Raw genomic sequence first — 21,065 nt, forward strand, 5'->3', positions numbered from 1 at the left:
ATCAGACCACCTCTCGTCCGGCGGATTGCGAGACGCGCACGAAATGACCGGGTTCGGCCTCGGTCCAGAGAAGCGGCGTCTGGCCGTCGTCGCGGAATGGCTCGGGCCAGACCGAGGGATCGGACGCCTTGCCCTCCATCAGCGCCCCGAGATCGAGGCGGGCGTCGGGATCGGGCATCGGCACCGCCGACAGAAGGGCCTTGGTATAGGGATGCATGGGGTTGCGGAACAGCTCGCCGGCCGGCGCCAGTTCGACCAGGCGGCCGGCGCACATCACGGCGATACGGTCGGCGATGTAGTCGACCACCGCGAGATTGTGGCTGATGAAGAGGTAGGTGAGGCCGAGCTGCTTCTGCAGGTCCTTGAGCAGGTTCAGGATCTGCGCCTGGATCGACACGTCGAGCGCCGAGACCGGCTCGTCGCAGATCACCATGTCGGGCCTAAGCGCGAGCGCGCGCGCGATGCCGATTCGCTGACGCTGGCCGCCTGAGAACGAATGCGGATAGCGGCTCAGGTGCCGGCGGTCGAGACCGACCATCTCCATCAACTCGGCCACCATCTCGCGTCGATAGGCGTCGTCGCCGATCTTATGGATGACCAGCGGCTCGACCAGGATGTCGAACACCGTCATGCGCGGATTGAGCGAGCCGAACGGGTCCTGGAAGATGAACTGCAGCTTGGTGCGGAAACGGTTGAGCTCTGTGCCTTCGAGGCTGAACACGTCGATCTTGCGGCCCCAGTCGTCGAAGATCACGCGGCCGCCCTGACCGGCGTCGGCCGAGACGCCGCGCATCAGCATCTTGCTGAGCGTGGTCTTGCCGCACCCCGATTCACCGACCAGACCGAGGCACTCGCCGCGCAGCACGTCGAAGCTCACGTCGTTGACGGCGCGGATGGAGCGCGTCGTTCCGCGGCCCATCAGCTGTTCCATCAGCGTATCGGCCTTGCGGATGGTGAACGTCTTGGTGACGTGACGCACCTTGAGCACCGGCGCGTCGGGATTGAACGTCTCGGTGGGGGCGGAGACCGGCTTCTCCTTCAACAGATGGCCGGTCGTGCCCTTGATCTCGCGGATCGGCTGCAGCCGCTCGCCAGGCTCCATGTCGAAGCGCGGTACCGCATGCAGCAGCGCCTTGAGGTAGGGATGCTGCGGATCGCGGAAGATGTCGCGCAGGTCGCCCGATTCGACGACCTTGCCGCGATACATCACGACCACGTCGTCGGCGACGTTGGCGACCACGCCGAGATCGTGGGTGATCATCAGCAGCGCCATTCCCAATTCGGACTGCAGATCCTTCATCAGGCGCAGGATCTGGGCCTGGATGGTGACGTCGAGCGCGGTCGTCGGCTCGTCGGCGATCAGCAACGCCGGCCGGCAGACCAGGGCCATGGCGATCATGGCGCGCTGGCGCAGCCCGCCGGACAATTCGAAGGGATAAGTCCTGAGCGCCCGCTTGGGATCGGGAAAGCCCACCATGCGCAGCATGTCCATCGTGAGCCCGTCGATCTCGGCGCGGCTGAGCTTGCGCCCGGCCTCGCCGCCCAGAGGACTGCCGGGTTGCCCGCCGTGCAGCTCGACGGCCTCGCCGATCTGGTCGCCCACCGTGTGGAGGGCCGACAGCGAGGTCATCGGTTCCTGGAAGATGATCGAGATCTGGCCACCGCGGATGCGCCGCATGGCCGGACCAGCGCGATCGATGCGGGCGATGTCGACGACGCCCTGGTTGACGCGCGGGTCCTGGAACAGGATGGAACCGGAGGCGATGGTCGCGGTGCGCGGCAGCAGACCCATGATCGCCTGGCTGCAGACCGACTTGCCCGACCCCGACTCGCCCACCAGCGCCACCGTGCCGCCGGGCGGGATCGAGAACGACACCTTGTCGACGGCGCGCAGCACGCCTTCGTGCACCCCGAATTCGACGGTCAGGTCCTCGACGCGCAGCAGATCCTTCATAATTCTTCCCGACCCACCACCACGATGCCCATCGATCTCAGGTTCGCCCGCGTCGCATCGCTGAGCGGCGCACCTGTCGCCTCGGCCGCCCGCGCCGCCCGCTCCACGATATCGTGAAAGCCTTCCAGCGTGGAATCGACCTTTATCAATCTGCCGCCTGTCGAGCCGACGCTAAGCTGCATCCATCCGTCCGATCGATCGCGCTTGGTCGAGAAATAGCTGAGTTTCAGCCGGTCGAGACGATTCCACTCCACCAGAGTTCCGACGGGCCCGTCGGCGCAGAGCGTATCCGGCCCCAGGACGAAGCGCGTGCGATGGCGCAGGGCCGTGCGAACCAGAAACAGCGCAAAGAGCGCGAAACCCACCAGCAGGAATGCCGCCAGCCAGCGGTTGACGTCGAGCAGCAGGAGCGGCGCGCCGCACAATGCCACGCCCGCCGCGGCGCGCAGATAGTCCGCCACCAGCGTCTGCTGCGGATAGCGCAAATCTGCGGAAGTCACCCGCGCCCTCCCCGACGTCCGGCTTCAGGAGCAAACAGCTCGCGCGCGCTGCGCACACGGATGTTCTCCAGCTTTGTCATTCTTTCCCACAAGGACCTTAGGAAATCCCATGCCCCGGCGTCCATCGCAAGATGATGACTGAGGATGCCGATCGGCTCGCCGTCGCCGCCGCGTGCACGTGCGAGCGCGGTCACGAGGGCGGCAAGCACCGTCTCTTCACCCGCGAAGGTGCGACCGCCCTTCCAGTCGATCAGGTCGACATGAGTATTGACCTGCAGCAGGCCGCGAACCGGATGGAGACGCGGGCGCGGCCCGAACGTCGAAAGGCCGCGATAGCCGATCTCCGGCAGGGTCGGCACCAGCACCGGCGCAATACGGTTCCATGGCGGTACCATGACAGCGAGCGCCCGCGAGCCGAACAGTCGCTCCAGCGCCATCCAGCCGGTGCCGAGCTCGCCAAGGGTCAGCATCGCAGGGCGCTGCAGGCCGAGCTCGATACTCTTCTCCGGCGCGACCGAATGACTGGTGTGAGCATAGCCATGCTGCAGCACGTCGACGCCGGGCTCTCCGGCAAGTCGGTCCGCCAGTGCCGCCGTGGCTCGAGCCGGCACCACGGCCATCGCCAGCGGCGTTTCCCTGTCGCGTACGATGGCGAGGAGGCGATCGAGAGCAGGGCCGGCATCGGTAGCGTCGTCGTCGCGCCACCACAGCTCGGCGATTCGGCCCTCGTCGCGCCAGCGCGCTGCCTCGTCGGCGAGCGCCTGCCAGCTGCTCATGGCATCACCATCTGCTTCAGCGCGGCGACCGTGGCGGCGGCGCCGTTCGCATCGACCGGCGGAAAGCTGCGGATCGAAGGGCCGGCCCATGCCCTGCCGATGGCGGCCGCGAGGCTCGCGGGCGTCAGATCGTCGGGCGCGACCGAGGCGACCATGCCGCGCTCGACCAGCACGCGCGCGCGATCGGCCTGCTCGGTTTCACGCGCCGTGCCGAACGGCACCAGGACGGCGCGATCGCCATGGCAGAGCGTCTCGACCACCGTGTTGTAGCCGGCCTGCGAGACCGACAGCACGGCGTTGCGGAGCAGCGACGGAAAGTCGGCGCGCACCGGCTCGACGATGATGCCGTCACCGGCAGACGCGCGGAGCACTTCTGTTTCCGCTTCCGGCATGTTCGGCCCGACCAGAAGGCGCCACCGGCGATCGGCCAGGGGCGAGAGCGGCCGCGCCGCGATGGCGGCATGAAGAAGCGGGGCGCCGACGGCGCCGCCTCCGGCCGACACGATCACCTCACCCTTGCCGACAGTGTCCCCGGAAGCCGGCATGGCCTCTGAATCCATGACGTAGCCGGTATAGAGCGCGCGGTCCTGGATGTCGGGCCAGGCGGGGAAACTGTCGTCCAGTCGCACCAGGGCAGGATCGGCGTGGACCAGCACGGTGTCGAAGGCCTCGAACGTCTGGACCATCTCGTCGACCCTTGCCGGCGACGCGGTGCGGCGCAGCACGTCGCGGATCGACGATACGATCCACGGCGCCGATGGCCGGTCCTGCGCCGCCTCGAGCAACGGCAGCAGCTCGAAGCGCAGCTGCGTGCGGCCGAAGGGGAACTGCTCGGTGAGCAGGATGTCGGGTTCCTCGGCCTCGAACAGATCGAGCAGTTGGCGCGTGCGCGTCGCGCGGAAAGCCTCGTCGACCGGCGTGCCGTCGAGCCGCGCCAGTTCCTTGAGCCGTGCGTCGGCGGCGCGCACCGGGGGCAGTTGATGAAGCCGGGCGCCGCCCAGCGCCAGCCCGTCGACCGGGGCGCCGCCGGAGACCAGCAGCACGTCGAAGCCACCTGCCGCCAGCGCCCGCGCCAGGGCAGCGGCGCGGCGCAGATGGCCGATGCCCAGCAGGTGCTGCACGTAGAAGAAGACGCGCGCGGTCATGAGGTGAGCGACACGTTGAGCCGCTCGATCGTCACGCGGCCGTCGCCGTGGGCCACGAAGAAGTGCAGACACGTCCAGTCGAGCTTGTGCGGCGGACGACCCAGCATGTTCCAGCCGGTCGCCCAAGCCAGCAGCGCGCGGATCGCGGCCTTGTGCGATACCGCGACCACGGGTTCCGTCAGCGTCGAACTCCAGTGCGACAGGCGGGCCATCGCGAGGCGCGGCGACTCTCCGCCGGGCGGATGGAAGTCGAGGCCGGCCGCTTCCGCCGCCGCGAAGACCTCGCCGCCGGTCGCGCGCAGCTGCTCCACCGTGAAGCCTTCCCAGACGCCGAAACTCATCTCGCGCAGACGCGAATCGATGGCGACAGGCGCCGAGGGCTGCACGAGTTCGGCCGTCCGGCGCGCGCGTTGCAACGGGCTGCTCAGGCGCTTCCAGTGCGCGGCCGGCGGCGGCAGGCGCCATTGCCGCGCCGCCGCCTCGCCTTCGGGGCTGAGGCCGGTGTCGGTCAGTCCCTGCAGGCGGCCGGCGGCATTCCAGCGCGTCGGGACGTGGCGCAGCAGCGCGAAGGGCACGGCCCTCATCGCTTCACGCCCCGCAAGGTCGCGAGGGCCGCCCGCAGCGCGTGCGCCGCGGCACGCTCGTCGTGATGCGCCGCCACCCGGTGCGCCGCGGCGGTGCCAAGGCGTGCGCGTTCGGCCGGATCCTCCAGCAGCCGGGCCACGGCCGCCGCGAAGGAAGCCGCATCGCCGATCGGCGTCAGCTGACCCGTGACACCGTCGGCCACGACCGCGGGCACGCCGCCGGTGCGGCCGGCGACGACGGGCAAGCCGGCCGCCTGAGCTTCGAGAAAGGCCATGCCATACGCTTCGTTGATTGCGGGCCAAAGGTAAAGGTCCGCCGACGCGTAGAGTGCCGGCAACTCGACGTGCGGCACGGCGCCGGCAAAGCGCACGCGGGAGCCGAAAGGCGCCATCAACCCCTCGATCTCGGCGCGCGCGGGACCGTCGCCGACCAGCAGGGCGCGCCATTCCCTGTCCCCCAGCAGGGCGAAGGCGCGGGCCAGCACGCGATAGGACTCGAGCTTGTCGCGCGTGCGCATCATGCCGACGCTGAGCAACAGGGGCGGCCGGCCGGGGTCTCGGCCCAACGGAACCTGGAACGGCGCGACGTCGATGAAGGGCGGCAGCCAGACCTGGCGCGCACCGGGCCGCAGCCGCGCCTTCACCCCGGCCATGTCCCGCGGATTGACGGTCAGCACGAGGTCGGCCGCAGCCAGCGCCCGCTCGACGGCGCGATGGCCGGCCCGTGTCGGTCCCTGGGCCCGGCGCGGCGCATGCGAAGCCTCGGCGATCACGTAAGGAACACCCAGCGCCTGGGTCACCACGGGACCCAGCCAATCGGGCTTGCGATAGTAGCAGTGATAGGTGAACCAGAGATCGAAGCGCTCCGGATGATGCGCGGGCAGCGCCCGCCAGCGTGTGATCAACCGCCCTGCCTGCGCGCGCGCGCGCCGCTCCAGCGACAGATGCGCGGCGACCGGCGGCACACCGGGCGCGACGCGGCTCGCGTCCGGCATCGTGACCGCGTGGCCGATACGTTCGAGGAGGCGCGCCAGCCCGCGCGCCATCTCGCGATCCCCCGAAGGCACGGGACTGTCGGGTGCCTTCAACGGCGTGTGCAGCAGCACGCGCATGGCTACTCCGCGGCGCGCGCCGTGACGGTGCTCTCGCGGTGCCGGTCCTGCAACGCCGACGCGATCCATTCGACGCCGGCCTCGTAGGAAAAGCGCGTGCGCACGACCTCTCCGGCGCGCTGCGCCAGCCTCTGCCGCAGCACCGGATCGGCGATCATGCGGGCGAGCGCACCACCGAGCTCGCGCGGCGCGGCCGGCGGCACCAGCAGGCCGGTCTGGCCATCCTCGACGAATTCGCCGATGGCCGCGGCCTGCGTCGATACGAGGGGCAGGCCCTGATGCGCCGCCTCCATCAACACGTTGGGCAGTCCGTCCTGGTCTCCGTCGGCGGCCTTCTTGCTCGCCAGCACGAACAGATCGGCACGGGCCAAGGCCGCGAACACCGCCTTCTGCGGCTGGCCGCCCTGCCAGGTGCAGCGATCGGCAATGCCGAGGGCGGCAGCCTGGGCCTTCAGAGCGTCGGAGAGTTCACCCGCGCCGACATGCTCGAAGCGCCAGTGCAGACCGTGCGGCAGCTGTGCCAGCGCGTTCAGAAGATCGTCATAGCCTTTCTTTTCGACCTTGCGGCCGACCGAAAGGATCACGACGGGATCGGCAGGATCCGAACCGTCGCGCGGCGGTCGCGCCGCCGGCGGCGGCGGCAGATGGGCGAAATCGAGCCCGTGATAGACGAGCCGCAGCTTTTCGGGCGCCGGCGCCAGTTCCTTCAGCCGTTGCAGGCCGACATTGGTGCAGGTCACCAGCCAGGCGCAATCCGCCAGCTTTTCGCGCACATCCCAGGGCTCGCTGGTCCAGATGTCCTTGGCATGGGCCGACACGCTCCACGGCAGGCCGCGCAGGGTGGCGGCATAGCGCGTCACCGAGGCCGGCGTGTGCAGGAAATGCGCGTAGAGCCGCTCGATCGTGTCCGGGAGCTCGGCCGCCAGCACCAGCGCCTGGCCCCAGCGTCGCACGCGATTGGCGGTGCGGTCGCGCCGGAGGTCGGCGAGGAACTTGGCGCGCGCCGCGCCGTATCCGGGCAAACGGCGCACCTTGAGCCAGGCCGCGAACACGCGCCTAGGCTCGTCCTTCAGATATTCCGGGAGATAGACGACGCGGGCCGCGACGCGATCGTGCACCGGATGGCGTGCCTTGTCGGTCGGACGACGCATCGACCAGAGTTCCAGCACCACGCCCTGCGCCTCGAGGCCTGCGATCTCCTGGGCAATGAACGTCTCGGAGAGGCGCGGCCAGCCCTTCAGGATGACCGCGACTTTGGGCCCGTTGTTTTCGTTCGACATTCGCCTTCCGGAAATCAGCTTCGGTGGCGTTCCGGCAAGGGGGCCAGCTCCGCCGAGGCGAGCTCGCCGGCCGCGTTCGCAACGGGCGACTCCGCAACGCCGAGCGACGCCGGCCCGCGATGCGGATTGGAAAGCTGCTTGGAGACGAGCCGCCAGACGCTGCCCAGCCCGTCGAGCAGGCCTGGCACCACGACGTCGCTCGGCAGGCCCTGCTGCGGCAGGTGGCGCAGGGCCGTGGCCATCGCCTGCGGGTCGAGGCCGCGGCCGGGATCGAGCATCTCGATCAGGCCGATGTTGCGGGCGGCGCGGGCGCGGATGAACTGCTCGAGGCGCGGGTGCGTGCGCGGCACGATGATCGCCCGCTTGTCGAACGACAGGATCTCGCAGAACGTGTTGTAGCCGCCCATCGCGACGACACCCGCGGCGCGCTGCATCAGCGCGCCGAGGTTGTTGGTGAAGGTCAACGTCCGGATGTTCGGGAACTTCGCGGCCCGTTCCTTGAAGGCCTCACGCGCCGTGGCCGGCATGAACGGGCCGAACACGATGACCGCCCCGTAGGGAATGTTCGGGTCGGTCTCGTAGGCGGCCAGCACCCAGTCGACCAGCTCGACACCGTCGCCGCCACCGCCCGGCGTCACCAGGATGAAGGGACCCTCGATCTCCTCCAATTCGTGCGGCACCTCGCCATGCAGCGGCAATTCGCGCCGCAGATAGCCGGTATAGACCATCTTGTGACGCACCGACGGCGGCACATCGATGCCGGTCAGCGGCTTGTTGATCTGCGGCAGCCCATAGACCCAGATCTCGTCATAGAGATCGCGCAGCGCCGGCACGACGTTCTTGCGTTCCCATTCCTTGGCCAGCTGGGCGGGATCGTCCATCACGTCGCGCAGACCGAGGACCAGCGGCGTGCCGCGCTCCTTCAGGAGGCGCAGGGCGGGACCGACCTCGCCGCGCAGCCCGAGCGGCTCCTTGTCGACGATGAAGAGGTCGGGGCGGAAGATGTCGGCGGTGTCGCGGATGATGCGGGTGCGCATCTCGAGCGTGTGCTCGACGTTCATGCGCAGGTTGGCCGAGTCGTATTCGCCGGTCTCGATCTTCACGACACCGGGAATGCGCACGAAGTCCACGCCCGAGCGGAATTCATAGGAACCGACGACCGGCGAGCCCGACAGGATGAGCACCGACACGGACTGGTCGGCCTCGACGATGGCATTGGCGATCGTGCGGCAGCGACTCACATGGCCGAGGCCGAAGGAATCGTGGCTATAGAGTAGTACGCGCTTGGACCGGGTGCTGGTGGGCATGGGCCTCTCCCTCGCCGAAGCGGCTACTGCCCCGACCGGTGAACGTCGAGCCGACTATGCCACAAGCCGGGGGTGCCGCGAACCCGGGTGCGGCAACCCGGCAAATATCTAATGTAATCAAGGCACTGATCGCCTATAGGGTGAGGCGCGACGGCGGCGACGCAGGATTCATGGAACGCAGTCTCTTCTCCTACATCTGGCGGCACAGCCGGCCCGAGCAGATCGTAATCCTGCTGCTGGTGGTCCTGGCCCAGGTTTTCTACTTCATGTCGCTGACGGTGCCGAAGTCGGTCATCAATAACGGCATCCAGGGCAACGCGTTCAAGGACAGCAAGACCATCCCCTTCCTGGTCTGGGAACTGGACCTCTCCGCCATCTTCCCGGGAAGGGTCATCCGGTTCTTTGACGGATTCCAGGTCGACCAGCTCCAGTATCTCGTGGTGATGAGCTTCGTCTTCCTGGGGGCCGTCATCGTCAACGGCCTGTTCAAGAAGACGATCAACACCCAGAAGGGCCGCATGGGCGAGCGCATGCTGCGCCGCCTGCGCTACGAACTCTACGACCGCATCCTGCGCTTCCCGCCGGCCCATTTCCGCAAGGTCAAGCAGGCCGAGCTCGCCACCATGGTGAAGGACGAGGTCGAGCCGCTGGGCGGGTTCATCGGCGACGCATTCGTGCAGCCGATGTTCCTGGGCGGCCAGGCGCTGACGGCCATCATCTTCATCATGATGCAGAACTGGCTGCTCGGGATCATCGTGATCGTGCTGCTCGCCGTGCAGATGTCGATCATCCCGCGCCTCCGGAAGCCCGTGCTGGTGCTGGGCCGCCAGCGGCAGATTTCGGCCCGCCAGCTCGCCGGCCGCATCGCCGAGACCGCCGACGGCGTGCATGAGATCCACATCCACGGCGCCGCCAACTACGAACGTGCCGATATTTCCGAACGACTGGGACGCATCTTCAAGATCCGCTTCGACCTCTACCAGAAGAAGTTCGTCGCCAAGTTCTGGAACAACATCCTCTCGCAGGCGACGCCTTTCGCCATCTACCTGGTGGGCGGCTACTTCGCGATCACCGGCCAGATGGACGTCGGCGCCGTGGTCGGCGTGCTCCTCGCCTACAAGGACCTGCCGTCGCCGATCAAGGAGCTGATCGACTGGGACCAGCAGCGCCAGGACGTGCAGATCAAGTACGAGCAGGTGATCGACCAGTTCCAGCCCGAGGGCATGATGCCGCCGGAGCTGCAGGCGATCCCTGACGGGCCGCCGCCGCCGCTCGGCAAGGAGCTGGCGTTGGTCGGGGTGGTCGTGACCGAGGACGGCCGCGTGAAGCAGCTCGACACCCTCTCGCTGACCCTGCCGACCAGCAGTCGGGTGGCGGTGATCGGTGGTTCGGGGTCGGGCAAGGAAGTGCTGGGCCAGGTGCTGGCACGCCAGACCCTGCCGGCCAGCGGCACGATCCGCATCGACGGCAAGGATTTTTTCCAGGTGCCGGAGTATGTCATCGGCGCACGGCTGGCCTATGTCGGACAGGACACCTACCTCTTCCCGCTTACCGTCCGCGACAATCTCCTGTTCGGCCTGAAGCTTCGGCCCGTGGCACCGGCAGCCTATGACGAGGCCACGAAGGTGATTCGCGAGGCGTTCTGGAAGGAATCGGAGCGCGCCGGCAATCCGGCCTTCGATCCCAATGCCGACTGGGTCGACTACGAGCTGGCCGGCGCCACCGGCCCGGCCGACCTGCTGCCCTGCATGGTGCGGGTGCTGAAGCAGGTCGAGCTCGACGAAGACATCTATTCCTTGGGCCTGCGCGGCACCGTCGACGCGGCCGTGCGGCCCGATCTGGCCGAGAAGATCCTGAAGGCGCGGCATACGCTGCACGAGCATCTGCAGGACGGCACCTATGCCGGCCTGGTCGAGCCGTTCAACGACGACCACTACAACAAGAACCTGTCGGTCGCCGAAAACCTGCTGTTCGGCACGGCGCTAGGCAAGCAGTTCGATGGCGACAATCTCGCGGCCGATCCCTACGTGATGTCGGTGCTGCAGAAGACCGGGCTCGACGTCGAACTGCAGCGCATGGGTCTCAGCATCGCCGAGACCATGGTCGAGCTGTTCTCCGGACTGTCGCCCGACAATCCGCTGTTCGAGCAGTACAGCTTCATCTCGGCCGACGAGCTGCCCAACGTCCGCCTGCTGCTGCAACGCCTCGGCGGCAAGGGCATCGAGGCGGTGCCCGAGGCCGACCGCATCCGCCTGATGACGCTGCCGTTCCGCTACATCGAAGCGCGCCATCGCCTCGGCCTGATCGATGCGGCCATGGAGGAGCGGATCCTGGGCGCCCGCCGCGCCTTCGCCGAGGGCCTGCCGGCCAATCTGCGCGACGCCGTCGAATTCTACGATTTCGAGCGCTACAACAGCGCCGCCACCCTGCAGGACAACATCCTGTTCGGGCGCCTGGTGTACGGCCAGGCGCAGGCGGGCGAGCGCATCGGCAATTTGATCGCCCAGGTGTTCGACGAGCTCGGTCTGCGCGATTCGGTGATCGGGGTGGGCCTGGAGTACAATGTCGGCGTCGGCGGCAAGAGGTTGCCGGCGAGCCAGCGCCAGAAGCTCGGAATCGCCCGCGCCCTGATCAAGAGGCCACAGCTCGTGGTCGTCAACGAAGCGGTGGCCATGTTCGACGGTCGCACCCAGGACCGCATTCGCGACAACATCCTGGCCGACGCTTCCGAGCGGGCCTCCGGTGTGTTCTGGATCGCCAACCGGCCCAACCAGGCGGAGCCGTTCGATCAGATCGTCGTTATGCAGGGTGGCCGCGTGGTCGCCCGGGGATCGCCGTCGGAGCTGGCGGCAAGAGGCGGGCTCTATACCGAGCTGATGGCGTCGGCGTAGGGCGCATCGAGGAGGACGCGATGAACCTCAACGAAGAGGTGGAGCTGCTGAAGGGTGTGCCGATCTTCTCGAAGGTCGAGCAGGCGAGGCTGAAGCTGCTGGCCTTCACCAGCGAGCGGGTGAACTTCGGCGTCGGCCAGGAAGTCTGTCGCCAGGGCGATCCCGGCGACACGATGTACGTCATCCTGGGCGGCACGGCCGACGTGCTGATCGACACGCCGAGCGGCCAGATCTCGGTGGCCGAGATGAAGCGCAACAGCTTCTTCGGCGAGATCGCCATCCTGTGCGACGTGCCGCGCACCGCGACCATCAAGGCCAAGGAGCCACTCGCCACGCTCAAGATCACCAAGGACATGTTCTATCGCCTGGTCGCTGAGTTCCCGGAGATGGCGATCGAGATCATGCGCGAGCTGGCGCACCGGCTCGAGGACACCAACCAGAAACTTCGCGCCGCCACCAAGGCCGGCTGATCACCCGTGAGAGTCATCGCATCATTATGAGTCGTCTCGACAGCTTCATCGCGCGCATGCAGGCGCAGCGCGACTGCCTGAATTTCCTGAAGCCCGCCCTCGACGCCGTGCCGGGTCCCATCCTTGAAGTCGGCCTGGGCAACGGCCGCACCTACGACCATCTGCGCGAGCTCTTTCCCGGCCGGGACATCTATGTGTTCGAACGCAAGGTGGCGGCCCATCCCGACTGCGTCCCGCCCGACGACCGGCTGTTCCTCGGCGATGCCGACCGCACGATCGACGAAGCCGCCCGAAAGCTCGGCGCAACGGCCGCGCTGATCCACACCGATCTCGGCACCGGCGACCACCAGGCCAATGTCGAAATGGGCAAATGGCTGGGGCCGGCCCTCGACCGGCTTGCCGTTTCAGGCGGCTACGTGCTGGCCAACCAGGCGCTCGACGTCGCGCGCTGGCAGCGCCTGCCCGAGCCTCCGGGCGTGCCGAAGGACCGGTATTTTCTCTATCGCGTGCGTTAGAGGCTCATCTGCCGAAGAGCTGCACGAGAGCCAGCAGGACGATCGCGCCGATCACTGAACCGATGAAGCCAGCCGGTCGGCCGGCACGGTAGAGGCCGAGCGCCTGACCGCCATAGGTGGCAATCACCGAGCCCACGACACCGATCAGGACGGTGATCCAGAAGCCCTGGATCTGGACGCCGGGACCGATCCAGCGGGCCAGGAGACCGACGACGAAGCCGATCAGGATGGTGACGATGATTTGCAGCATGGCGGGCTCCCCCTAGACCTCGAACGTTGCCGACACCGGCACATGGTCCGATGCCTTTTCCCAATCGCGTAGATCGACGTCGATGTGATGACTGCGGATCGCGCCAGCAAGGGCGGGGCTCGCCAGGATGTGGTCGAGCCGCCGGCCGCGGTTGGAGACGCGCCAGTCGGTGTTGCGATAGCTCCACCACGAATAGAGCTTCTGGTCTTCGGGCACGAACTTGCGCGGCACGTCGATCCAGTCGAGCGACGCCTGGAGCCGTTCGAACAATTCCACTTCGACCGGCGTGTGCGAGACGATCTTCAGGAGCTGCTTGTGGCTCCAGACATCGTGTTCCAGCGGGGCCACATTGAGGTCGCCCACGGTGATGCGGCGCAGGCCCTTGCGGGCGCGCGGTCCGGGCTTGCGCCCCGCGTACCAGTCCGCCATCTCGCGGTAGAAATCGAGCTTGTGCGCGAACTTCACGTTGAGGTCGGGGTCGGGAATGTCGCCCCCGGCGGGAATGTAGAGATTGTCGAGCAGGATCGGATCGCCCCCGACATCGAGCGCGACCTCGACATGCCGGCAATCCTCCTTGCCGCAGCGATGATGGATGGTGCCGGCGGCGAACGGCACCTTCGACAGGATCGCCACGCCGTTATAGGCCTTCATCCCCTGCACGAAGCGATGGGTGTAGCCCATGCGTTCGAAGGCCTCGTGCGGGAAGAATTCGTCCGGGCACTTGGTCTCCTGGAGGCACAGCACATCGGGCTGGCGCAACTTCAGGTACCGTTCGACGTTTCCGATCCGCAGCCGGACCGAGTTTATGTTCCAGGTCGCAATGGTGAGACTCATCGCCGGGCACTATAGACGATCCGGAGACGATCTCGCCGGGAACTTCCCGGCCAAGGAGACCTAAGCCATGCAGATGGATGGCGACCAGAGCAACAACATCGAGGATCGCCGCGGCGACGGCGGCGGGTTCGGCGGTGGGGGATTGGGCGGCGGCGGCTTCCCCGTTCCCATGGGCGGAGGTGGCGGCGGCCTGTTCAAGGGCGGCTTCGGCCTGGTGGCCTTCGTCGTCATTGCCATGATCATGGGCGCCGATCCCGGCGCCATCCTGAGCGACATCGCGGGCGGCGGCGGAGGCACCTCGAGCTACGCGCCGGCGCCGTCCTCGGCCAGCCGCACGCCAGGCACACCCGCGCCGGCCGGCGATGCCGAGACCCAGTTCGTGTCGCGCGTGCTGAAGAGCACCGAGGATGTCTGGCAGGACATCTTCCGCGACATGGGTCGCCAGTATCGCGACCCCAAGCTGGTGCTGTTCCGCGGCGCCACGCGCACCGAGTGCGGCGTCGGCCAGTCGGCAATGGGGCCGTTCTATTGTCCGGCCGACCAGCGGGTCTATCTCGACCTCGGCTTCTTCGACGAACTGGCACGGCGCTTCCGCGCGCCCGGCCAGTTCCCTCAGGCCTATGTGATCGCCCACGAGATCGGCCACCACGTGCAGAACCTCCTCGGCATCTCGGGCAAGGTCCAGCAGATGCAGCGGAGCATGAGCAAGCGCGACGCCAATGCGCTATCGGTGCGAACCGAGCTCCAGGCCGATTGCTTCGCCGGGGTCTGGGCCAACCGCGCCGACAGGCAACGCGGCGGCCGGATGATCGACGACAAGGACGTCGATCAGGCGCTGGCGGCTGCGAGCGCGATCGGCGACGACGCGCTGCAGAAGCAGAGCCAGGGCCGGATCGTGCCCGACAGCTTCACCCACGGCACCAGTGCGCAGCGCGCGCGCTGGTTCCGCAAGGGGCTCGCAACGGGAGATCCCCGCCAGTGCGACACGTTTAGAGCGCAGCAACTTTGAAAGACCCCGTCGTCTCGACCGGAGCGCCGCAGGCGCGTAGTGGAGAGACCTCTTTTCCTCGATCGGAAAAAAAGTCCTTCGACTGCGCGCCTACGGCGCTTCGCTCAGGACGACGGGGGAAGTGATCACACCAGCACGCACGTCACCGTGCCACAGCCATCGACGAAACCCGACAGCGTGTCGCCCTTCACCACCGCGGCCACGCCATCGGGCGTGCCGGTATAGATCAGGTCGCCGGCGGCCAGCTCGACGAGGCCCGACAGGTAGGAAATCGTCTCGGGGACGCTCCAGATCAGCGCGTTGAGATCCGACTTCTGGCGGGTCTTGCCGTTCACGTCGAGCTGGATGGTGCCCTTGGCGGGATGGCCGATTTTCGCGGCCGGATAAATCTCGCCGATCGGGGCGGACTGGTCGAAGCCCTTGCCCATGTCCCACGGGCGGCCCATGTCCTTGGCTTGGTTCTGCAGGTCGCGACGCGTCATGTCGAGGCCGACGCCGTAGCCGTACACATGCTCCAGCGCCTTCTCGACGGGAATGTCGCTGCCACCCGACTTCATCGCCACGACCAGCTCCATCTCGTGATGCAGGTTCTTGGTGGCAGGCGGATAGGCGACCCTGGTGGGATTCTTCGGGTCGGCGCAGATCACGATCGCGTCGGCCGGCTTGGTGAAGAAGAAGGGCGGCTCGCGGTCGGGATCGTGTCCCATCTCGCGGGCGTGGGCGGCATAGTTGCGGCCGACGCAGAAGATCCGGCGCACCGGAAACAGATCGCCGGTTCCGTGGACCGGCACGCCGATGGTCGCCGGCGGCGTTACGACATAAGCCATCGCTTTCTCCCTCAAGAGCGTGCCTTTATGAAGGGCACCGGAGTACTGGGCAATGACCGACGAGACTGTCCTGATCGTGCAGGCCGATACGGCCGATACCTCGCTGGGCTGGGCCACCCTGGGGGACCGGCGCTGGCGTTGCGCTGTGGGCGCGGGCGGCATCCGCGAAGACAAGGTCGAGGGCGATTCGGCGACGCCCGTCGGCGAATTCCCGCTGCGCCGGATTTATTACCGCAACGACCTGGTGGTCCTGCCCAAGGTCGCTTTGCCGGCTCGGCCGATCAGCGAGCATGACGGCTGGTGCGACGACCCGCGCTCGCCCAGCTACAACAAGCTGGTTCACATCCCCAACGAGTGGGGCGCCGAGAAGATGTGGCGCGAGGACGGGCTCTACGATCTCGTCGTCGTGGTCGGCTACAACGACGATCCGCCGGAAGGCGAATGGGGCAGCGCGATCTTCCTCCACATCGCGCGCGACGACTATGCCGGCACCCAGGGCTGCGTCGCCTTCTCGCGGAACGATCTCCTGGAACTGCTGCCGTTGCTCACCCGCGAAACGCGCCTGCGCGTCCTCTCACACGCCGCCGATGAGCAGGCAGCGCCCCCCTCAGAGGAAGACGAGCGCGCCAAGCAGTTCGAGGATTTCGACGAGAAGGATTGGTGAGCGCTGACTGTTGTTGCAGGCAAATTTGTCATCCCGAGCGTAGCGAGGGACCTTTAACTGCTTCAGCGCAAAGGTCCCTCGCTACGCTCGGGATGACATCGGTCCCCTAACTCACCATCCGCCCAATCGCACGTGCGGTGTAGTCGACCAGGGGAATGATGCGCGCGTAGTTGAGCCGCGTGGGTCCGATCACGCCGATGGCGCCCAGGATGCGCTCCTGCGAATCGCGGAACGGCGCCACCACCATCGAGCAGCCGGTGTTGGCGAACAGCGGGTTGTCGGCGCCGATGAAGATCTGCACGCCCGACGCGGTATTGGCGAGTTCGAGCAGGCGCACGAAGCTCTCGCCGCGCTCCAGCGCATCGAACAGGATGCGCACGCGCTCCAGATCCTCGATCGCGGTGATATCCTCGAGCAGGCGCGCCTGGCCGCGCACGATCAGCGCGCCGCCGCCCGGCTCGCCGGACCAGGTCGCCAGGCCCGATTCGATCACGCGCGCGGTGAGGTCGTTCAGCTCGGCGCGCTTCAGCTTGATGTCTTCCAGGATCAGCCGGCGCGCTTCGTCGAAGGTGCGTCCGCTCAGCCGCGCATTGAGATAGTTGCTGGCCTCGGTCAGCGCCGACGGCGGCATGCCGATCGGCGTGTCGATGACGCGGTTCTCGACATGGCCCGATTGCGTCACCGTGACGACCAGCGCGCGGCCGGGGCCGAGATTGACGAACTCGATGTGCTTCAGCGGCTGTTCGGTCTTGGGCGCCATCACGAGGCCGGCGCAGCGCGACAGGCCCGACAGCATCGCGGTCGCCTGTTCCAGCGCCTCGGTGACGCTGCGGCCCGAGGGCGCGCAGCGCGCCTCGATCGATTCCCGCTCTTCCTCCGAAACGTTGCCGACCTCGAGCAGGCCATTCACGAACAGTTTCAGCCCGGCGTCGGTCGGCAGGCGGCCGGCCGAGGTATGCGGCGCATAGAGCAGGCCCGCATCCTGGAGGTCGGCCATGATGTTGCGGATGGTGGCGGGCGACAGCGTCTCGGTGAGCTTGCGGGTCAGCGCGCGCGAGCCCACCGGCTCCCCGGTCTCGACATAGCCTTCCACGACGTGGCGCAGCACCTCGCGGGCACGCTCGTTCAGCTCCGCCACGGAGGCGGACTGACGTTGTCCTGTCGGGGAATCGCCAAGGGCGCCCCCGGGAATACCGATGCGGTGGATCGCCATGGAAAAAATGTAGGTAGTGTGGGCAGGGTGGTCAATGAACGCCGGCCTCAACGCCGGCCTCGAAACAAGGGATCCCGGCTGGATTCGCCAACGTTCGGGCGCTACACCGGCCGCCCGCCCCTCAGGAGAAATAAATGCGCCCTTCAGGCCGCGCCCCCGACCAGCTTCGCCCGGTTTCCCTGGAACCCGGCTTTTCCCGTCACGCCGAGGGGTCGTGCCTGGTCAAGTTCGGCGACACCCACGTCCTCTGCACCGCCTCGGTCGACGAGAAGGTGCCGCCGTGGATGCGCAACAGCGGCAAGGGCTGGGTGACGGCCGAGTACGGCATGCTGCCGCGCTCGACCCATACCCGCACGGACCGTGAGGCCGCGCGCGGCAAGCAATCGGGCCGCACGCAGGAGATCCAGCGCCTGATCGGCCGCTCGCTGCGCGCCGTGGTGAACCTGCAGGCCATGGGCGAGCGCCAGATCAACATCGACTGCGACGTGCTGCAGGCCGATGGCGGCACGCGCACCGCCAGCATCACCGGCGCCTGGGTGGCGCTGCACTATGCCTTTGAGCGCCTGATCAAGGACGGCAAGCTGGCGGTCAACCCGCTCACCGGCACCGTCGCGGCGGTCTCGTGCGGGTTGTGGGAGGGCACCGCCGTCCTCGATCTCGACTATCCCGAGGATTCCAAGGCCGATGCCGACGCCAACTTCGTGCTGACCGGCACCGGCGGCATCGTCGAAGTGCAGGGCACGGCCGAGAAGGACCCGTTCACCGAGGCGCAGTTCCACGAACTGCTCACCCTGGCCAAGAAGGGCATCGGCGAACTCGTGGGCCTGCAGAAGCTGGCCCTCGGGAAGAGCTGATGGCGCGGCGCTTCGCCCTGCCCAGGCTCGTTGTGGCGACCCACAATCGCGGCAAGGCGGGCGAAATCCGCTCCATGCTGGCCCCGTTCGGCGTCGAGATCGTCTCGGCCGCCGATCTCGGCCTGCCGGCGCCGGACGAGACCGGTACGACCTTCGAGGACAATGCGACCCTGAAGGCGCTGGCGGCGGCTCGGGCGAGCGGCCTGCCCTCGCTCGCCGACGATTCCGGTCTCAGCGTGCACGCGCTCGATCATCAGCCCGGCGTCTACACGGCCGACTGGGAAGGCCCGACGCGCGACGCCATGGTCGGCATGCGCCGCATCCAGGACGAATTGGCGGCGCGTCACGTACCGCAGACGGACGTGGCTCGGATCGCGACCTTCCATTGCGTGCTGGCGCTGGCCTGGCCCGACGAGCATGTCGAGCTGTTCCACGGCACGCTCGACGGCGCCATCGTCTGGCCGCCGCGCGGCACGGGCGGTCATGGCTACGATCCCTGCTTCCAGCCGGTCGGCGAGACGCGCACGACGGCGGAGATGTCGGACGCCGAGAAGAACGCCATCAGCCATCGTGGCCGCGCCTTCCGGATGATGGTCGAGGCCTGCTTCGGATGAGCCCGGCGCCCCTGGGCGTCTATGTCCACTGGCCCTTCTGCAAGTCGAAGTGCCCCTACTGCGATTTCAACAGCCACGTGCGCGAGGGTGTCGAGCAGGCGCGCTGGCGGGCGGCGCTGTTGCGCGAACTCGAACATGCCGCAAGCGAGGCCCCGGACCGGCGGGTCGAGACGATGTTCTTCGGCGGCGGCACGCCCTCGCTGATGGAACCCGACACCGTCGCCGCCCTGATCGCGCGCACGCGCGCGCTCTGGGACAGCGCGCCCGGGATCGAGATCACCCTGGAAGCCAACCCGACCTCGGTCGAGGCCAGCCGCTTCGCCGCCCTGGCCGAGGCCGGCGTCAATCGCGTGTCGCTGGGCGTGCAGGCGCTCGATCCTGCAGCGCTGAAGTTCCTCGGCCGTGAACACTCGGCCGACGAGGCGCTGGAAGCGCTGGCCACGGCGCGACGTCATTTCGCGCGCCATTCCTTCGACCTGATCTATGCGCGTCCCGGCCAGACGCCCGAGGCCTGGGCGGAGGAGCTGGAACGCGCGCTCGCGCTGGCCGGCGAGCATCTGTCGCTCTACCAGCTCACCATCGAGCGCGGGACGCGGTTCTTCACCGACCACGCCCGCGGCACCTTCGTATTGCCCGATGAAGAAGCGTCCGCCGCGATGTTCGAGCACACGCAGGCGCGGCTGGCCCGGGCCGGCCTGCCGGCCTACGAGATTTCGAACCATGCACGCCCCGGTGCCGCCTGCCGCCATAATTTGATCTACTGGCGGTATCAGGATTACGTCGGCATCGGGCCCGGCGCCCATGGCCGCTTTGCGGTGGGAGCGACCAAGAAGGCGACCCGCCGGTCGAGCGGACCGGAAGCCTGGCTCGAGGCCGTTGAGCGCACGGGCCACGGCACGGCGGAAACCTCGTCGGTCGAAGGACGGGACATGGTGGAGGAGGCATTGATGATGGGACTGAGGCTGGCCGACGGCATCGACCGCGCCACCTTTGCCTCCGTCACGGGTGTCGACCCGGTCGAAGCGATCGACGCGGCGCGGCTCGAACCGCTGGTCCGCGCGGGCTTCCTCGAGGTCGACGCCACTCATCTGCGCGCGACCGCCGAGGGGCGGCAGCGGCTCAACGCGCTGCTGGAGCGGCTGGTCGCATGAGGCTGCTGCTCGGTCTCCTCGCACTGCTGGCGATGACGGGCGTCGCATCGGCCCAGCAGCAACAACCGCCGGCCCAGCCCCCGCAGAAGCCGCCGGCGAAGCCGGCACCGGCCGCCAAACCCGCCGCGACAGCGCCGGCCGCCAAGCCGGGGCCGAAGTCGCCGTTCACACCGCCCGCCTTCAAGATCACCATCGCCACCGAGGGTGCCTTCCCGCCCTTCAACTATCTCGACCGCAAGGGCCTGCCGGCCGGCTTCGAGATGGAGCTGGCGCAGGAAGCCTGCCAGCGCATCAAGGCGGAGTGCGAGTTCGTCGCGCTCAAGTGGGACGAGCTGATCCCCGGCCTGCTGGACAAGAAGTTCGACATCATCATGTCGTCGATGGAAGTGACGCGCGAACGGCGCCAGCGCATGGGCCTGTCGCGCCGCTACTACCTGTCGCCCGGCGCCTTCATCGCGCCCAAGGGCGCGCCTTATGACGGGCCGCCGTCGCTTCTGCGCAACAAGCGCATCGGCATCCAGAAGGATTCGATGCATGCCGACTGGGCCGACAAGAGCTTCCGCCGCTCCGCCCAGCTCAAACGCTATCCCTCGGTCGCCGCGGCGCTGACCGCCCTGGCCAACGACGAGATCGACGCGGTGTTCGGCGACAAGGCGCAACTCTGGCTGTGGAGCCGCAAGCCGGAAGGCAGTTGCTGCGAGCTGGTCGGCCAGGACATCAAGGACACCCAGACGCTCGGCGTCGGCGTCGCCGCGGGCCTGCGCAAGGAAGACGCCAAGCTCCGCGAGGCGCTCAACAAGGCGTTCGGCGAGATGATGGCCGACGGCACCTACAAGAAGATCAGCGAGAAGTATTTCCCGTTCGCGCTGAATTGAAGTCTTTCCGCTTCAAGTCGACCCGCACCCCCTCATCCTGAGGAGCGGCCGCGGGCCGCGTCTCGAAGGATGGGCAACGGACGCGGTGCTTGTGCCCATGCTTCGAGACGCGCTCTTGAGGAGCGCTCCTCAGCATGAGGTGGGTGGTGGTGATTCGATCGGACTCGGAAAGACTCTAGCACACACACCGCCTACTCGGGTCATCCTGAGCGCAGCGAAGGATCTCACGCCGGAAACGGA

21 protein-coding genes are annotated in these 21,065 nt (G+C 67.6%); 9 read left to right on the forward strand and 12 right to left on the reverse strand.

Annotated elements, in window-relative coordinates:
- Position 1 precedes the first annotated feature (1 nt).
- The 8 genes from Q7V45_RS14075 to Q7V45_RS14110 are packed head-to-tail and all read right to left on the reverse strand — an operon-like array spanning position 2 to position 8,658.
- Complete coding sequence (locus tag Q7V45_RS14075; RefSeq protein ID WP_304853008.1) at positions 2-1,954, reverse strand: ABC transporter ATP-binding protein; 1,953 nt, start codon at positions 1,952-1,954, stop codon at positions 2-4.
- The gene (locus tag Q7V45_RS14080; protein WP_304853011.1) at positions 1,951-2,454 is read right to left on the reverse strand and encodes a hypothetical protein; all 504 of its coding nucleotides are present in this window, start codon (positions 2,452-2,454) and stop codon (positions 1,951-1,953) included. The genes Q7V45_RS14075 and Q7V45_RS14080 overlap by 4 nt, the downstream gene beginning before the upstream one ends.
- A complete protein-coding gene (locus Q7V45_RS14085; RefSeq protein WP_304853014.1) occupies positions 2,451-3,230 on the reverse strand; it encodes a polysaccharide deacetylase family protein in 780 nt (259 codons plus the stop codon). The genes Q7V45_RS14080 and Q7V45_RS14085 overlap by 4 nt, the downstream gene beginning before the upstream one ends.
- On the reverse strand, positions 3,227-4,375 hold the full coding sequence (locus Q7V45_RS14090; protein WP_304853018.1) for a glycosyltransferase family protein: 1,149 nt from the start codon (positions 4,373-4,375) through the stop codon (positions 3,227-3,229). The genes Q7V45_RS14085 and Q7V45_RS14090 overlap by 4 nt, the downstream gene beginning before the upstream one ends.
- Positions 4,372-4,959: a histidine phosphatase family protein gene (locus Q7V45_RS14095; RefSeq protein ID WP_304853021.1), complete on the reverse strand. Its 588-nt coding sequence runs from the start codon at positions 4,957-4,959 to the stop codon at positions 4,372-4,374. Before Q7V45_RS14095 ends, Q7V45_RS14090 begins: the two co-directional genes overlap by 4 nt.
- Positions 4,956-6,071, reverse strand: a complete 1,116-nt coding sequence (locus Q7V45_RS14100) for a glycosyltransferase family 4 protein (protein WP_304853023.1) — start codon at positions 6,069-6,071, stop codon at positions 4,956-4,958. Before Q7V45_RS14100 ends, Q7V45_RS14095 begins: the two co-directional genes overlap by 4 nt.
- Positions 6,072-6,073: 2 nt before the next feature.
- Positions 6,074-7,351: a glycosyltransferase family 4 protein gene (locus Q7V45_RS14105; protein ID WP_304853025.1), complete on the reverse strand. Its 1,278-nt coding sequence runs from the start codon at positions 7,349-7,351 to the stop codon at positions 6,074-6,076.
- Between the two features lie 14 nt (positions 7,352-7,365).
- Positions 7,366-8,658 carry a glycosyltransferase family protein gene (locus tag Q7V45_RS14110; RefSeq protein WP_304853028.1) on the reverse strand — a complete coding sequence of 431 codons (1,293 nt, stop codon included), beginning with the start codon at positions 8,656-8,658 and terminating at the stop codon, positions 7,366-7,368.
- Positions 8,659-8,828: 170 nt separating this feature from the next.
- On the opposite strand from Q7V45_RS14110, the gene Q7V45_RS14115 reads away from it, so the two are divergent.
- Genes Q7V45_RS14115 through Q7V45_RS14125 form a run of 3 tightly spaced genes read left to right on the forward strand, consistent with a single transcriptional unit; the run spans position 8,829 to position 12,534 of the window.
- Positions 8,829-11,549: an ABC transporter ATP-binding protein gene (locus Q7V45_RS14115; RefSeq protein ID WP_304853030.1), complete on the forward strand. Its 2,721-nt coding sequence runs from the start codon at positions 8,829-8,831 to the stop codon at positions 11,547-11,549.
- Positions 11,550-11,569: 20 nt separating this feature from the next.
- Entirely contained in the window at positions 11,570-12,019 is a 450-nt protein-coding gene (locus Q7V45_RS14120) for a cyclic nucleotide-binding domain-containing protein (RefSeq protein ID WP_304853032.1), read from the forward strand.
- Between the two features lie 26 nt (positions 12,020-12,045).
- Positions 12,046-12,534 carry a class I SAM-dependent methyltransferase gene (locus tag Q7V45_RS14125; RefSeq protein WP_304853034.1) on the forward strand — a complete coding sequence of 163 codons (489 nt, stop codon included), beginning with the start codon at positions 12,046-12,048 and terminating at the stop codon, positions 12,532-12,534.
- A gap of 4 nt (positions 12,535-12,538) precedes the next feature.
- On the opposite strand, the gene Q7V45_RS14130 is transcribed toward Q7V45_RS14125, so the two are convergent.
- Both Q7V45_RS14130 and Q7V45_RS14135 read right to left on the reverse strand, forming a co-directional pair.
- Entirely contained in the window at positions 12,539-12,784 is a 246-nt protein-coding gene (locus Q7V45_RS14130) for a GlsB/YeaQ/YmgE family stress response membrane protein (protein ID WP_370692602.1), read from the reverse strand.
- 12 nt (positions 12,785-12,796) lie between these two features.
- Positions 12,797-13,618, reverse strand: coding sequence for an exodeoxyribonuclease III (locus Q7V45_RS14135; protein WP_304853037.1), 822 nt, complete (start codon positions 13,616-13,618; stop codon positions 12,797-12,799).
- Positions 13,619-13,685: 67 nt separating this feature from the next.
- Here Q7V45_RS14135 and Q7V45_RS14140 point away from each other — a divergent pair, with 67 nt between their 5' ends.
- Positions 13,686-14,627: a neutral zinc metallopeptidase gene (locus Q7V45_RS14140; protein WP_304853040.1), complete on the forward strand. Its 942-nt coding sequence runs from the start codon at positions 13,686-13,688 to the stop codon at positions 14,625-14,627.
- Positions 14,628-14,752: 125 nt separating this feature from the next.
- On the opposite strand, the gene Q7V45_RS14145 is transcribed toward Q7V45_RS14140, so the two are convergent.
- Positions 14,753-15,454 carry a fumarylacetoacetate hydrolase family protein gene (locus Q7V45_RS14145; RefSeq protein WP_304853043.1) on the reverse strand — a complete coding sequence of 234 codons (702 nt, stop codon included), beginning with the start codon at positions 15,452-15,454 and terminating at the stop codon, positions 14,753-14,755.
- Between the two features lie 52 nt (positions 15,455-15,506).
- Here Q7V45_RS14145 and Q7V45_RS14150 point away from each other — a divergent pair, with 52 nt between their 5' ends.
- Positions 15,507-16,118, forward strand: coding sequence for a L,D-transpeptidase (locus Q7V45_RS14150; protein WP_304853046.1), 612 nt, complete (start codon positions 15,507-15,509; stop codon positions 16,116-16,118).
- A 106-nt stretch (positions 16,119-16,224) separates the two neighbouring features.
- Here the strand turns inward: Q7V45_RS14150 and hrcA are convergent, their stop codons facing one another.
- On the reverse strand, positions 16,225-17,331 hold the full coding sequence (gene hrcA / locus Q7V45_RS14155; RefSeq protein ID WP_304853050.1) for a heat-inducible transcriptional repressor HrcA: 1,107 nt from the start codon (positions 17,329-17,331) through the stop codon (positions 16,225-16,227).
- A 134-nt stretch (positions 17,332-17,465) separates the two neighbouring features.
- Here hrcA and rph point away from each other — a divergent pair, with 134 nt between their 5' ends.
- The 4 genes from rph to Q7V45_RS14175 are packed head-to-tail and all read left to right on the forward strand — an operon-like array spanning position 17,466 to position 20,825.
- Positions 17,466-18,185 carry a ribonuclease PH gene (gene rph, locus Q7V45_RS14160; RefSeq protein ID WP_304853053.1) on the forward strand — a complete coding sequence of 240 codons (720 nt, stop codon included), beginning with the start codon at positions 17,466-17,468 and terminating at the stop codon, positions 18,183-18,185.
- Positions 18,185-18,799, forward strand: a complete 615-nt coding sequence (gene rdgB, locus Q7V45_RS14165) for an RdgB/HAM1 family non-canonical purine NTP pyrophosphatase (protein WP_304853055.1) — start codon at positions 18,185-18,187, stop codon at positions 18,797-18,799. Before rph ends, rdgB begins: the two co-directional genes overlap by 1 nt.
- The gene (gene hemW / locus Q7V45_RS14170) at positions 18,796-19,950 is read left to right on the forward strand and encodes a radical SAM family heme chaperone HemW (RefSeq protein ID WP_304853058.1); all 1,155 of its coding nucleotides are present in this window, start codon (positions 18,796-18,798) and stop codon (positions 19,948-19,950) included. The genes rdgB and hemW overlap by 4 nt, the downstream gene beginning before the upstream one ends.
- A complete protein-coding gene (locus Q7V45_RS14175; RefSeq protein ID WP_304853061.1) occupies positions 19,947-20,825 on the forward strand; it encodes a transporter substrate-binding domain-containing protein in 879 nt (292 codons plus the stop codon). Before hemW ends, Q7V45_RS14175 begins: the two co-directional genes overlap by 4 nt.
- The last annotated feature ends 240 nt before the right edge of the window (positions 20,826-21,065 follow it).

Origin of the sequence: Reyranella sp. (assembly GCF_030651995.1) — a bacterium.
Lineage (GTDB): Bacteria > Pseudomonadota > Alphaproteobacteria > Reyranellales > Reyranellaceae > Reyranella.